General features: G+C 51.4%; 13 protein-coding genes and 1 tRNA gene. 2 read left to right on the top strand and 12 right to left on the bottom strand.

Going from position 1 to position 13,995, the window contains the following annotated elements:
- Positions 1-103: 103 nt before the first annotated feature.
- The 5 genes from EDC14_RS15265 to EDC14_RS15245 all read right to left on the bottom strand — a co-directional run bounded on the left by EDC14_RS15265 (position 104) and on the right by EDC14_RS15245 (position 5,152).
- On the bottom strand, positions 104-1,132 hold the full coding sequence (locus EDC14_RS15265; protein ID WP_132015183.1) for an NAD(P)H-dependent glycerol-3-phosphate dehydrogenase: 1,029 nt from the start codon (positions 1,130-1,132) through the stop codon (positions 104-106).
- Complete coding sequence (gene plsY / locus EDC14_RS15260; protein WP_132015182.1) at positions 1,129-1,755, bottom strand: glycerol-3-phosphate 1-O-acyltransferase PlsY; 627 nt, start codon at positions 1,753-1,755, stop codon at positions 1,129-1,131. Before plsY ends, EDC14_RS15265 begins: the two co-directional genes overlap by 4 nt.
- A gap of 13 nt (positions 1,756-1,768) precedes the next feature.
- Positions 1,769-3,085: a ribosome biogenesis GTPase Der gene (der, locus tag EDC14_RS15255; RefSeq protein ID WP_132015181.1), complete on the bottom strand. Its 1,317-nt coding sequence runs from the start codon at positions 3,083-3,085 to the stop codon at positions 1,769-1,771.
- Entirely contained in the window at positions 3,061-4,428 is a 1,368-nt protein-coding gene (locus EDC14_RS15250) for a DUF512 domain-containing protein (RefSeq protein WP_132015180.1), read from the bottom strand. The genes der and EDC14_RS15250 overlap by 25 nt, the downstream gene beginning before the upstream one ends.
- A gap of 274 nt (positions 4,429-4,702) precedes the next feature.
- Positions 4,703-5,152, bottom strand: coding sequence for a hypothetical protein (locus tag EDC14_RS15245; protein ID WP_132015179.1), 450 nt, complete (start codon positions 5,150-5,152; stop codon positions 4,703-4,705).
- Positions 5,153-5,377: 225 nt separating this feature from the next.
- Here EDC14_RS15245 and EDC14_RS15240 point away from each other — a divergent pair, with 225 nt between their 5' ends.
- The gene (locus tag EDC14_RS15240) at positions 5,378-5,710 is read left to right on the top strand and encodes a phage holin family protein (protein ID WP_132015178.1); all 333 of its coding nucleotides are present in this window, start codon (positions 5,378-5,380) and stop codon (positions 5,708-5,710) included.
- Positions 5,711-5,903: 193 nt separating this feature from the next.
- Here the strand turns inward: EDC14_RS15240 and ytxC are convergent, their stop codons facing one another.
- The 4 genes from ytxC to EDC14_RS15220 form a co-directional block, all read right to left on the bottom strand.
- Positions 5,904-6,830, bottom strand: a complete 927-nt coding sequence (gene ytxC / locus EDC14_RS15235) for a putative sporulation protein YtxC (protein WP_165908050.1) — start codon at positions 6,828-6,830, stop codon at positions 5,904-5,906.
- 198 nt (positions 6,831-7,028) lie between these two features.
- Positions 7,029-7,769: a class I SAM-dependent methyltransferase gene (locus EDC14_RS15230; RefSeq protein ID WP_132015176.1), complete on the bottom strand. Its 741-nt coding sequence runs from the start codon at positions 7,767-7,769 to the stop codon at positions 7,029-7,031.
- Positions 7,770-7,960: 191 nt separating this feature from the next.
- A tRNA-Val gene (locus tag EDC14_RS15225) sits at positions 7,961-8,037 on the bottom strand.
- 211 nt (positions 8,038-8,248) lie between these two features.
- Positions 8,249-10,441 (bottom strand): methyl-accepting chemotaxis protein, encoded by a 2,193-nt coding sequence (locus EDC14_RS15220; protein WP_165908049.1) that lies wholly within the window; start codon positions 10,439-10,441, stop codon positions 8,249-8,251.
- 292 nt (positions 10,442-10,733) lie between these two features.
- Here EDC14_RS15220 and EDC14_RS15215 point away from each other — a divergent pair, with 292 nt between their 5' ends.
- Entirely contained in the window at positions 10,734-11,087 is a 354-nt protein-coding gene (locus EDC14_RS15215) for a hypothetical protein (RefSeq protein WP_132015174.1), read from the top strand.
- Positions 11,088-11,219: 132 nt separating this feature from the next.
- Here EDC14_RS15215 and EDC14_RS15210 read toward each other — a convergent pair whose 3' ends face one another.
- Genes EDC14_RS15210 through EDC14_RS15200 form a run of 3 tightly spaced genes read right to left on the bottom strand, consistent with a single transcriptional unit; the run spans position 11,220 to position 13,988 of the window.
- A complete protein-coding gene (locus EDC14_RS15210; RefSeq protein WP_132015173.1) occupies positions 11,220-12,374 on the bottom strand; it encodes a homocitrate synthase/isopropylmalate synthase family protein in 1,155 nt (384 codons plus the stop codon).
- Between the two features lie 26 nt (positions 12,375-12,400).
- The gene (locus EDC14_RS15205; RefSeq protein WP_132015172.1) at positions 12,401-12,706 is read right to left on the bottom strand and encodes a (2Fe-2S) ferredoxin domain-containing protein; all 306 of its coding nucleotides are present in this window, start codon (positions 12,704-12,706) and stop codon (positions 12,401-12,403) included.
- Between the two features lie 25 nt (positions 12,707-12,731).
- A complete protein-coding gene (locus tag EDC14_RS15200; RefSeq protein ID WP_132015171.1) occupies positions 12,732-13,988 on the bottom strand; it encodes a radical SAM protein in 1,257 nt (418 codons plus the stop codon).
- Between the last annotated feature and the right edge of the window lie 7 nt (positions 13,989-13,995).

The following is a 13,995-nucleotide window of genomic DNA, read 5'->3' as shown; positions in this document are numbered from 1 at the left end:
TTGTGTTGTATTGACAGGATTCTCCACCCGCTACATACGGGTCATCACCGAGATATCCCGCTTCTACCAAAAAGTTCGATCAATCCTTCCGGTTTGGATTCGTTTATTGCCAGGTATAGGTCGCCGCTACTACTTCTTCCATTTCATGCGTGCGAACCCGTTCCATTAATCGGCTGACCCCTTCCAGCGGGGGAACGCCTTCAAAAAGAACTTGATATGTGATATTCGTAATGGGAATTTCGACCTGTTTTTCTCTGGCTAATCGATAAGCGGCTTGGGTCGTGGTGACACCCTCGACTACCATTTTGGTGGAAGAAAGGATCTCCGCCAGGGAGCGGCCCTTGCCAAGCTCCCGTCCAGCCCATGCGTTGCGGCTATGTTTGCTGGAAGCGGTCACGAATAAATCTCCCATTCCGGAGAGGCCGGAAAAAGTCGGGGTTTGGGCTCCCATCGCCGCTCCCAGGCGAGCCATTTCGGCAAGCCCCCGGGTGATCAGGGCCGCTTTGGTGTTATCTCCGAAACCCAATCCATCGGAGATTCCGGCGGCCAAGGCGATGATGTTTTTTAAAGCGCCTCCCAGTTGCACGCCGAGACGGTCGGGATTGGTATAAACCCGCAACAATGGCGAGATCAATAAATCCTGAACTTCTTCGGCAAATTTCAGGATCGGAGTGGCAACCACCGTAGTCGACGGAATCCTCCGGGCCACCTCTTCGGCATGATTGGGCCCGGATAGCGCGATGACCGCACCCGGCTCGACCATGGGCAACTCTTCTTCAAGCACGGTGGCCAATGTTTTTAGGCTCTGAACTTCCAGGCCCTTGGAAGCACTGATGATCAGATGATTCCGGGTGATCAAAGGAGCCATTTTTTTGGCGACGCTTCGCAACCATTGACTGGGAACCGCAGTAATCACATAACGGCAGCCGCTTAAAACCTCTTCCAATGAGCCACTGGCTTGTATGGACTCGGGTAACGTAATTCCCGGCAAAAATGTTGCATTGGTATGTTGGCGGTTAATTTCCGTGACCACTTCAGACTCGTGAGCCCATATTTTTACCGGGTACCCTTTTTGAGCGCAATGAAACGCCAACGCTGTGCCCCAGCCGCCGCTTCCTACGACAGCGATCATGATTTGTCTCCTCCACGATGTTTATACAGAATTCGGTGCTCCTCGCCGCGTAATAAACGTTTGATGTTCGAATGATGCCGGTAAATCGCCAGAACCGCGATGATCAGGGCCAGGAACTGTTTATACGGATCATCGTGATAAAAAAGAAATACCGATACGGGATAGGCAATCGCCGCAACAATGGACGCGAGCGAAACATAGCCGGAAAGCAGGAAAACCGCCAGCCAGACCGGTAACGCCGCCAGAATGCTGACGGGCGTCAACCCAATCATCACTCCGGCCGACGTCGCAATGCCTTTTCCGCCTTTAAAACCGGCGTGAACCGGCCAATTATGCCCGATAACTGCAAACACCCCGGTTAGAATCGCCATGTCAAAGCCGTGAAAACTGCCCAGGACATAATGTCCCAATAAAACCGCCAGAATCCCCTTTACAATATCGCCGGCCAGCACGACAGCACCGTAGAAAGAGCCCAATACCCGGAAGGTGTTAGTAGCGCCGATATTGCCGCTGCCTAGACTCCGCAGGTCTACTTTTTTGATGCGAGCTACGATATCGCCCGAAGTAATACTGCCGATGAAATAAGCCACCGCCAAAACGATGACCGTTTTAATCCAAAGCATGTTGTCACTCCCGTCAATCGCCGTTTTTATTACTGGTTTTCAACTCAAACTTGATAGGGGTGCCGACAAAACCGAAATACTCCCGGAACTTGTTTTCCAGATAGCGGTGATACGAGTAATGAAAGCCTTCCGGATCATTCACGGTCAGCTGGAATGACGGCGGTTTTACCCCCGATTGCCGGGTGTAATAGATCTTAAACGGCCGGCCTTTATTGGAAGGGGGATGGTGAATCACAATCGCTTCCGAGACCACTTCGTTCAGGCGGTTATTGGAGATCCGGAAAGTGTAACTCTCCATCACCTGGTTGACGAGGGGCAAGATCTTTACCAGCCGTTGTCCGGTTTTGGCCGAGATGAAAACCAGCGGCGCATAATCCAAAAACCCGATCTCCCGGCGGATCTTCGCCTCATATTCCGCGGCCGTCGCTTCGTTCTTTTCAATCAGATCCCATTTATTTACAGCAATAAGGCAAGCTTTACCGGCATCCTTGATGATCCCGGCGATCTTCAAATCCTGTTCGGCAACCTCCGCCGTGGCATCCAACACCAGAATGACGACATCCGAACGTTCAACCGCCCGCAGCGCCCGTAAAACACTGTAGTATTCGACTGACTCTTCCACTTTCGATTTGCGCCGGATCCCGGCGGTATCCACCAACAAATAATGGTGGCCATCCGCAGCCAGGGGGATGTCCACCGCATCCCGGGTCGTACCGGGTCTATCGCTGACGATCATTCGTTCCTTGCCCAGGAGTCCATTGACCAATGAAGATTTGCCGACATTGGGCCGGCCGACCATCGTGACCCGGATGAGATCCGGATCGCTCTCCTCCTCTTCCTTGGGAATACTCTCCAAGGCCGCATCCAGCAAATCGCCGATGTTTTTGCCGTGTTCGGCGGAGATGGGGATCGGTTCGCCGAGGCCCAACGAATAAAACTCCGGGTCCACCGTTTGAGCGATGTTTTCAATTTTATTGACCGCCAGCACGGTAGGTTTATGGCTTTTTCGCAGCAGGGTAGCCACTTGATAATCGGAAGCCGTCAGCGGTTCCCGGCCGTCAGTCACCATGATGACCGCATCCGCTTCCTCCAGAGCCATCTCCACTTGGGTGCGGATTTGCTCTTGGACCGGATCGCGTTCATCCGTGATTCCGCCGGTATCAATCACTAAAAAGCTCCGGTCCAGCCATTTGCCATCGGCATAGATCCGGTCGCGGGTGACGCCGGGGGTATTTTCGACGATCGCCAAACGTTGTCTGACGATCCGGTTAAACAGGGTGGATTTTCCGACATTGGGTCGGCCAACTATTGCAATGACTGCTCGAGACAACCGTCAACACATCCCTCATGAATAATCCAGCGAAGCCATTCGGCGGCTTGCGTCGGCACGATCATCACCCGTTTCGGCGCGCATGCCTCGCGCAATTGGGCGACGGATACGCCATCTAAAAAAAGATCGTCCCCTTGGCGGAGCGTGATTTGCGGAACCAGATAACAGGCCTGATCCGCCGGCTGGTGGCTTTGAATCGCCTCCATCACATCGTTGCCGCTCAATAAACCCGTGACCGTTACGGTACTTCCCAAAAAACGGTTTTGGATGGGTAATAGTTCCAACGTCAGGGCAAGATTTTGCGCCGCCCAATAACGCCGCACTTCCTCCCACATTCCGATGGCCGCTTGTCCGGTAATGACCACCAACTTGCCTTGGAGCCGGGAAAGGGCTTGATAGAGGGAAGGAAATGTTTCATAAAAATCCGTCAAAAACCAGCGCAACAGCCCCACGCCGTTGTCAAGCTGTAAGTAATCCTCATACGCTTCATCCTCCGGGACCTGCCTCCCGGCTAAAACATACCACTCATCCGCGGCGAAAACAAAGCGCGAACCGAGAGATTCCCGAAACTGTTTTTGAAAGCGGTGCACCAGGTCGATCACCCGGCTGGCCTCATCCGGCCGAAAGATGCGCAACGGGAATAGCTTGGAACGGTGTTCGGTCAATCCCACCGGCACAATGGCCAGGGAAGCAACTTCCGGCCAGAATTGCGCCAAATCCTGAATGGTCTGTTCCAGAACCGGACCGTCATTGATCTCCGGACAAATAACCGCTTGGGTGTGAACGGTGATGCCCGCTGCAACCAGCCTTTTAATTTGTTCGAGGATCGGTGCGGCACCTTTTACGCCCAAAAGTTTTTGACGGACTGCCGGATCGGTAGCGTGCACCGAAACATATAGGGGACTCAGATGTAGTCTCTCAATCCGCCGCCAATCCGATTCGGTTAAATTCGTAAAAGTAATGTAGGCTCCATGCAAAAAGGAGAGCCGGTAATCATCATCCCGAATATATAAGGTGGCCCGCTGCCGCGCGGGCAGCTGATGCACAAAACAGAACAAACAATGATTCGCGCATTCCCGGATCCCGTCGAACACTACGTGTTCAAAGCTTACACCCAGAGATTCCGCCGCATCTTTCTCGATCTCAAGGAGCTCAACCGCTCCGTTCTTTTTTTTCAGTACTTCCAAAGAAATACGCTCATCGGCATTGGCCATCAAGAAATCAATATAGTCCTCCAGTACGGCCCCGTTCACGGATAAAATGCGGTCACCCGGTTCCAGCAGTAATTCCGCGGCAATGCTGTCCGGCTCGACCCGATGAATTATCGCTCCATTTTCTGCCATAAGAGCCTCCTTAAACCTGACTAATATTCGCGCTCCCAGTTCATAACTCCTTCATCTTTTCTTAATTATCTGCGCATTTACGGCTTCGGCGGAGGGGCGGCATTTTTTATCATATTTAAAAGTGTTGTGATAAGCCCCGTCCGAAAGGTCGGGGTGTTCACAAAAGCTCAGAAAAGCAAGTGATAAAGTCGTTTATAAAGAGCCTTTTTGCCTTCTGATTTCCGATTCAAAAGACTTTATCACATGGCTTTTAAAATACCATAAAAAAAACGGCTCAGGTTGATGCCTGATCCGCTAATACTTCGGCCCCTCTGCTCTCTAGAATGACCCGCAGTTTGGCCCGTAATTCGGGTTCAAAATCGATGATCGTGACGACTTTGGAATCCTTAATCCCCTGCTGTACGATTTGTAGTGCCTGACCCGCCAAGGTTTCCGGGAGCACCTGATTTTTACCGGGCTGCCTGCGAAAGGTCGTGCCATAGCGGATCTTTCCCAAGCCATCCCAGTAATCCCGCCGCAAGCCCGACCAATCCCTTTTCTCATCCCGGTCCTGGGCCGCAAATTCGGCAGCCAACTCCATCGAGTCATTGTTCGAGGACTCAGGCGAACCTTCCGGCAGAATGACTGTGAGATCAGCCCGATGCCAACTTTCTTTCTTGATCCTTCCCAAAGCATTGCGGGCATCTTCGATATTGGTGAACATACCATAGATTCTTTGCCGCATTCGACTCCTCCCCGGGTTCGTCGCATGAGCTACTTTTCCACAACACCTGCCAAAGACCCGAATAAGCAGTTCATGCATTTAGCGATATTTTTTACCGGGCAGCCCCGTTTTAATCGGATGGCCAGGGAAAGTCCAGATTGGAGTTTTTTGCCATAGCCGCTGTGCATAGCTTATCCTGGATTGGATAAGATAAAACCGATATTCGAAGCTGAAGGAGGTGATTTCATGGATTGGCTTAGAACCTTGGTGCGTTTTGTCGTCGCCGCCCTTGTGCTGATGTTCATTGGCGCGATCGTACCAGGATTTAAATCGTTGAATTTTATCAGCGCCCTTTTGGCAGCAGTGGTAATCGCCGGAATCAGTTACCTCATCGAATTGGTGCTTGGAAGAAATCTCTCGCCGTACGCCCATGGCGTTGTAGGATTTTTGGTCTCGGCGGTGGTTATTTATATCACTCAATTCATTGTTCCGGGAATGTCGGTTTCGGTAATCGGTGCATTACTGGCGTCTCTCGTCATCGGGATCGTCGACCTTTTCATTCCAACCCGTATCAAATAATAAACCCAGCTTTCCCAATGCTTTAAATGGGCGCGTCAGCGCCTTATTTTATTTTCCGGATTAAATCGCCACATTTTTAGTTTGTTTGCCATGAAAGATATTATCGGGGAAAGCGCCAGCTTCTTCGATAGAGTTCCAAGTCAAAAAAAATCACCCTTCCATGACGCGAAAGAGTGAATGACTTATGTTGGGATTAACGAGGGGAAGTGGGATGCAAAGAACTGGATAAAAGGACGGGAAACGTCTGTTTGCCGCATAGCTCGCATCCCCCGCACAGAATGACCCGTTCTCGAAAAACGCTGATGATCGTTTCCATGATTTCGATCCTGGCCAGCGCGTGAATGACGATTCTCCGGGGCGAGATGGTTATCAGGGCGCTAAGCAGGAGATCGTCATAATCGACTTCGGTATTTTCACTGTGGAGTTCTGCCAGGACGCTTTGGAGCTGTTCCTCTTCAATCGGTTTTTTCTCCTCGTCCAGCAGGTAAAACGAGTCCTTATCCTTGATCAACACGTGCACTTCATCAATGCGCGGCTCCTGAATTTCGACGAAATAACGGAGTAATTTGATAAATTCCAAATACTCCCGCTCTACCAAGAAATTATCGATCGCCTTTTCAATGGATTCCTCCATCTCCTGAAAGTAATCTTTCAGGCGGAAGCGCAAAAAGCCTTCTAAATACAATAGGGAATCGGACTCCAAATACTGACTGATGCTGGTGAGGATCTGGTTATGACGGTATAGGGTCTTACTGATATCGCCGTCCTCATACAGGTTGTTCAAATACGAATAGGCGCTCTTGACAATGGCGCGTGATTCGCCTTGGGCAATAAACCGGTACCGATTCCTCACAATCTGGGCCATTAATTCTTTGGTGACCGTATTCATTAATAAATCCGTCAGGATATTGGCCAAATAGTAACGGAGAATCTTTTCATGAGCTTCTTTCAGATCGGGTTGTTGTTCCAATATGGCGTACTGTAAAAATAAAAATTTTCCGGAAACCAGCTCGGTTAGTTCAACGTTGATTCCTTCCCTTTGAAGAAAATCAACCTCTTTAAGGAGGTTGTTCCTGATCTCCGGGTCAGTGTTGAGGGTGCTGATCGTTATCTCCGACATCTTGAATCCCCCCATTCTAAACCTATTATATGTGCTGGCTATATTTTGTATACTGTGAGAAGGGAGGAACCAATCGGCTGCAATTTCCATAAAAGCCAAAAGCAAAAGAGGTTGCCCGCGCTTTCAATTGGATGACGACCATTGGACTTTCGCGCATCCCGGGAAACCGGAGAACAAGGTAATTTCTCCACCGATTCTCTATTCGGAGGCTTTCAGATCCCGGACGCCTTTACCGCACCAATAGTGTCCCACCCGAATATTTCCCAGATGAAGCAAGGCCCGTCGATAGAATGCGATTGGCCAGGGGTCGTCGTCCGTATAACTCTCAATGGTCAGACCTGCCTGCTTCACGGTCTCGTCCCATTTTTCCCTCGACAAGAAGCAAACACCGCAGCCTGCCGTATTCGCGCCCAGCCGGCGCAGGACCGGAGCCATGGTCCGGTTGGCGGTGAGGCCAAAAATGAGGCGGCTCGGCAAATTGTCGAAATAAAGACCGTCGTACATATTTTCAAAAATCGAAAAGTAACCGCGCTCCGAAAGCAAGGATTTCGCCATCCTCAGGGCATTGGTGATATTCATCCTGGTCGCGCCGTAAGTATCGGATACCAAGTGATGCAGCAACCAGTTGCAGAATATAATGTCAGCGCTCCCGACGTAGCGCGCGGTATTTTCGATCGAGTCGCAGATGAGCACTTTGCGCGGAACCGGTCGATTCAGTCCAATCAGGTATTCGGAATTGTCGATCAGGACGCCGCGCGACCAGGGAAACTCCCGTAGAATCCGGTCCGTAAAGAGCCCATTGCCGCCGCCGAGGTCGACAAAACTGAAATCCCCTTCGGGAAAATACTTCGTGATGCAGGCTGCGACCATTTTCCAGCGGTTCGCATCGACGTATTCGGTATCGAAGGCCGCAATCTGGGAATCCGCTAGTTTTCTCATCCATTTTCTCTCCTCTCCCGCCGTTCCAGGGTTGATTTGACCGGCCTCTATTCGCAATAATATATGGGCACCACGATGGAAATAGAATATGTCACCTAAAAATAAAAAAAGGCTGTCCCGAAGCAACTTTTTCGGGACAGCCAAAATTTTGACAAAGAAAAAGCGAGGTTACCCTCGCTGAAAAATTCATATGGTGGGGAAGGTTGGGATCGAACCAATGACCTCTACGATGTCAACGTAGCGCTCTAACCAACTGAGCTACTCCCCCGTGGCAAAATGTATTTTATCATGTTCAGGATCGTTTGTCAACCGATCCGGGTCAATAAATTTTTGCTGTAAGAGGGCTTTTTTTAAAAAGCGTTGTGAAATACCCTGTCGAAGGTTTGGGTATTCACAAAGCTCAGAGAAGCGGGTGAAAAAGTCGGCTCAATCTTTTTACAAGACAATTTCCGTTTCGAGAGACTTTATCCCAAGGCTTCTTAAACATGAAATTTGGACGCCGCTTCCACCAGTCTTGCAGCCATGCTTTTCAAATCATCGGCCATTTCCTTGATCCGTTCGGCGATGGCGGTCTGCTCTTCGGTAGTCGCTGTGACTTCTTCCGTGGCGGCGGCGGTTTCCTCCGTGATCAGACTGATATTGACAAAAGCCTGGGCCGCATGTTCTTTGAATTGATCGATCCCCTGGATCCGCTGATCCATCTTTGAGATTTTCCGAACGGCCTGGTCCATTTCGTTGATAATTCCATCGAACGCGCGTTGGGTTGAGGCTACTGCGCTCTGTTGTTCCGACAGGATCAAGCTCGCTTGTTGAACGGTCTGGGCGGAATTTTGATTTTTGAGTTGAATCTGCTTCAGGATTTTATCGATGCCTCTGGCAGCTTCCTTGGATTGTACCGCCAGTTGGTTCACTTCATCCGCTACCACCGCAAAACCATGTCCCACATGACCCGCCCGGGCCGCCTCAATGGCGGCGTTTAATGCCAAAAGATTGGTTTGTTCGGAAATATTGGCGATAAGCGCGGTGATTGCCTGAATCTGCCCGGTATTGGTGTTCAAATCGGCGAGATCGGCCACGATTCTGTTGGTAATCTGCTCCGTCTCGCCGGATTTACGGATCAACTGCTGAATGATCGCTTTGGATTGGACACTCAAATCCCGGGTAGAACCGGTAATTTGGGCAACTTCATTGGAGTTTTTGACCAAACTACCGATCTCCACCGCCAACTGGTCCATTTGGGCCGTCGTCTGTTCTGCCTGGCGGGTCTGTTCCGAGGTGCCCCTGCTGATCTCTTCCATGGCTCTGGCCACCGACCGGGCCGAATGAGCCGCCTGTTCCGAACTGGTCTCCAACAAGGCGGCGCGTTCCAAAACGGCCTGGATAGCATTCTTGGTATCCATTAATAAACCGCTGATCCGGATGAGCATCCGGTTGAAACACGTAGCCAAGTAACCGAACTCATCCTGGGCCTTGACCGGTATCCGTATCGACAGGACGCCGTTTTCCGCCGTTTCCATCGCCTGCACCATTTGCTGCAGCGCCTTTGAGATATTCAAAGAGAACCGTACCGATAAAAATATCGTCAGGAAAGCGACGGTCAACCCCAGCATCAGAGTATTCAGCCCCACCGCCCAGGCCTCCCGGTACAAATATGAGGTCAGAGTGATACTCAAAAGATGCCAGCGCGAATTGGCGCCGATTCCGGTTTCGCTTCCAATTGATTTATAGACGACCAATGAACTTTGACCATTTACCCGAGTCAGATAACTGCCTTGATTTTGTTCGCCTCCGTAATCCCGATCCGAGGTTTTTCCGCGCAGCAATTCCCGCAGCGGCGCAATCCCAGCGATCATCCGCCCGACCGGCTTGCCGATGTCTTCCTTGAAGGGCGTGGAGACCACCTTTCCCTGCTCGTCGATGATCAGGGCGTAATTTTTGACTTGGTCCATCGCCAAATCCGCTTGGTTATAAAGATAGAAGTTAACGAGTCGGTCGAACTTCTCTTCATCGATGAAAATTGCGAGAATACCCATGCTTTTGCCGGTCTCCGGGTGTTTCAGGCTCCGTCCCAGCAGCTCGTAATGACTGGCTCCAAGTTTGAGCGAAGAGACCCAGACACTGCTCCCTCCGGCCCGAAGAATGGTTTGGTAGGATCGGGTACGCCGGAAGCGCCGGATAAACCCGGGCATTTCAGCGGCATAATCTTTCGTAACCGTGACGATCCGCTCCGGGCCTCCCTCTCCGATGAATACCATCGCCCCAATGTCTTGGTAACTGATCATATACGTATTGAAAAAAGCGGCCGCCGTTTTTTTCAAAGCCTCCAGGCCGCCATCGTCCGGACTGCTCTCCAATCGAACCAGAGCTTCGATGAAAGCCTGATTCAGCAACAGCTGTCCCGCTACGTTTTCCAGCTCTCTTATTTTTTGTTGAAGATTGGCCACTGACTGAGTCGTCACTTTGAGGGAGTACTCGGTTATCTTCTGGACCATGGCCTCCTTGGAACTGGTATACGACATGGTCCCGACGATACCGAGCGGTAACAGCGAGATAACGAGAAAGAAACCGATGAGTTTATAGCGGATCGGAATCGCGGCCAGGGTTTGCCAGTACCTGCTTTCTTGAAGACGAATGAGCCGATTCAGCCAGTTTTGTTCTTGATTTCCAGGCAAAATCATGACCTCCTTCATTTCGAAAGGAAATCGCATTTTCGCGAAATTGCCGATTCGAGTCAGGCAAACGAGTCTTTCAAAGATTAGTTAATCGATTGTTAAGTTTATCTTAATTCTTCTTAGGCTGACATCACCATAGAAGATTTTTTTTAATGATTTATTTTTTTTAACTGAGTATCAACTTAGCTCCGCTCACCCTCCCACTTTACCCGGTTTGAGCCGCACTTCCCCGACTTATCCACAGCCAAAACCATTAACTCCGTTAAACGGATCCGTTTATCCACAAAAATAGATGACTGATTCACAAAAAGAGCTTGCTGAACGACTGAGCAAGCTCTCCCATTCACAAAACAAGCTTGCTTATCCACAAAAAGAGCTTGCCGAGCGACTGAGCGAGCTCTCTTATTCACAAAACCAGCTTGCTGATTCACAAAACAAGCTCACTCATCCACAAAAAGAGCTCGCTGAACGACTGAGCAAGCTCTCTTATCCACAAAACGAGCTTGCCCGACGACTGAATGAGCTCTTTCAGGACCCAAAGCGCTCCGTGATTCATAAAACGTTCTCTTTCAGCTCCTCACCCCGGTCACGTATCCGCCAAACGACGCTACTAGACGCCATGACTTATCCTTCAATCCCTTCGTGAGTGAGCGGAGCTAACTTGATAATCGTCTTTTTTTAAAACAAAAAGAAACTCAATCCGTGAGAATGAGTTTCTGTCATTTTTAAATCACTCAGATTCTTTCTGATTACATATTCCCCGCATGGAGTGAGTCCTTCAATGCATCCTTTGCCGAGATTCCTTACTCCGATCATAAAATGCCAGAACTTCCTCCGCAGTGCATTCGCGTTTCGATTCCGCGGCGCGGCGGCGGATCTGGCTCAATACGGAGCGAACCGTTTCTTTCTCAATCTCCAGACCCTGAGAGGTCAAAAACTGTTCCACCATGGCGGAACCGGAATGCTTTCCCAAAACCATGCGGGTACCGGGCTGGCCGACGCTTCGCGCCGGAAAGAGTTCATAGGCCGAGTCGTCTCGAAGCAAGGCATGGCCGTGAATCCCGGATTCGTGATTAAAAACCCGCTCCCCGACGATGGGTTTATCCGCCGGTATGGCTCTGCCGGCGGCTGCGGCGACCAACTTGCTGAGGTCATACAGGCCTTCGGTGACGATGCCGCAATCTTTTTGGGCGATAATTCTCATGGCCATTACCACTTCGGCCAGGGCGGCATTGCCGGCCCGCTCGCCCATTCCGTTCACGGTCACACTCGCCGATTGCGCTCCGGCTTCCAGAGCGGCCAGAGTATTCGCAGTCGCCAAGCCAAGGTCATTGTGGCCGTGAAATTCCAGATTGGCCGTAGGCGCGACCGTTAATAAGCCACGGAACAGTCTATGGGTAGCCGCCGGATCGAGGAGTCCGACAGTATCGGCGATCCGTACCCGTTTTGCCCCCAGGCGTAAGGCTGTCAGCATAAACTGTTGCAGGAACGGCAGATCGGCCCGGGATGCATCTTGGGCTCCCACGGAGACATGATCAAACCAGCGCACGGCGACAGGTAAAATATCGGCGAGTGCCCTTTCGATCCAGGCCGGATCTTTTTCCAGAATACGCAAGTGGATCGGGGATACCGGAAAAGAGACATGAACGCTCCGCAGACCCGAATCACGCGCCTGAGTCAGATCGAAGATCGTTGCCCGGCACCAGCCCGTCAAACGGGCTTTCAGGCGGAGAGCGACCAGATTCCGGATGACGGCGATCTCCGCTTCACCCATCGCCGGAATTCCCACTTCCAGTTCGGGCACTCCGATATCGCTCAACGCTTGAGCGATGGCGCATTTTTCAGCATCACTGAAGACTACTCCGGCCGCCTGTTCGCCATCGCGCAATGTAGAATCGATTAGCCATGCCGCCCGGCTCTGACGGTCATCCATATTCCTCGCTCTCCGTTTCCTCGCTGCTACATTAATAAAAGATCGGTGGCGGCCTTTCCCTCTTCCAGGGCATCCAGAATTTGGTCAATGGCCTCTTCATTGACATTACCGTACCAATAGCCTTCCGGGTAAATCACCATCACCGGGCCGTGGTCACAAAGCTTCATACAGCCCGTATTCGTGACCATGACTTCCTCCATGCCGCGATCATTCAGTTCCGACTCCAAATATTGAATGAGTTGGGAAGCTTCTTTCCGGGAGCAAACCCCTTTCGGTTCGCCGTTCACCCGGGAGCTGGAACAGACAAAAATGTGGTGTTTCGGTTTTTCCACTGCAATTCCTCCTTTTGATGATTATTCAACCGCAGCCCAGGCCATCGCCCCGGCAACTTTCACCGCAGACGAAACGGCGCGGCGCGGGAATAAACGTTCCATGAAATACCGCTTCACTGACCTGTTCAATGATTCCGGCGGTTTCAATGACTTGGATCCCTTGCTCGGATAATGTCTGGCGCGGCGATTCGCCCGCGCCGCTAGCCAATACCGCCCGGCAATCGCCGAGAATCTGCGCCAGCTTTAACCATCGTTCTTTGCCACCGCCCGGCGCCGGAGTGGTCCGGGTTTCGATCATTTTCAACCCTTGCGCGGTTTGCGCGAAGATCTGCAACGATTCCGCTTCACCCAGATGCAGATTGACCAGGAATCCTTCCCGGCTGGCGACCGCAATGTAGGGGCGATCTTGCTTTAAGCCCGGAATCTTGCGTGAATACTCCGCCAGCAGTTGAGCGGACTCGTCGGAAAGCCCCTCGCCGAGCAAGCCGACGGCATCGGCCCGGCAGCGGGTACAGTGGGCCATCTGCGGCAGATATTGTTTGAGCCGTTCCCGCAGACCATTTACAGTCTCATCGGAGGCCGGGATCACCTTCTCAAAGATCGTACCCGCCGTAGGATAAACGGGAATACAATTAAAATAGTCAGCGCCTAACTCAGCGACGCGGCTGGCGACCCGCTCAATCTCATTTTCATTGACACCAGGAATGAGGATCGAATTCACTTTAACCCGGAAGCCATGAGCTTTTAGTTGCCGGACTGTCTCCAACTGTCTTTCGATCAACAGTTCGGCACCGGCAGTGCCGCGATAAATGGATTTCGCATAACGGACCCAGGCATAGATCTTGGCGCCGATTTCGGGGTCGATAGCGTTCATGGTTACCGTGAAGTGTGTGACATTCAACTCAGCCAACTCTTGGATATAGGGCAAGACATTAAGCCCATTGGAGGCCACGCAAATGGTAAGGCGCGGAAATCTCTCCCGAATCAGCCGAAATGTCTTTAACGTCTCTTTGGGATTGGCGAAGGGATCGCCAGGTCCGGCCACGCCCACCACGGTGATCCGGGGATCGTTGCGCAAAACCTCTTCCAGGTACAGAATCGCCTGTTCGGGCTGGAGCACCGCGCTGGTCACTCCGGGACGGCTTTCATTCAAACAGTCATATTTGCGATTGCAGAAGTTGCACTGAATATTGCACTTTGGCGCCACCGGCAGATGAATTCGGCCGAACTGGTGCCGCACCTCCGGATCGAAGCACGGATGATGGGTTGGAAAACGGTTCATCGTGATC

Source organism: Hydrogenispora ethanolica (assembly GCF_004340685.1).
GTDB classification, from domain to species: Bacteria; Bacillota; UBA4882; order UBA8346; family UBA8346; genus Hydrogenispora; species Hydrogenispora ethanolica.
The sequence above is the reverse complement of the archived record's forward strand: the minus strand, read 5'-3'. Positions and strand labels throughout refer to the sequence as shown.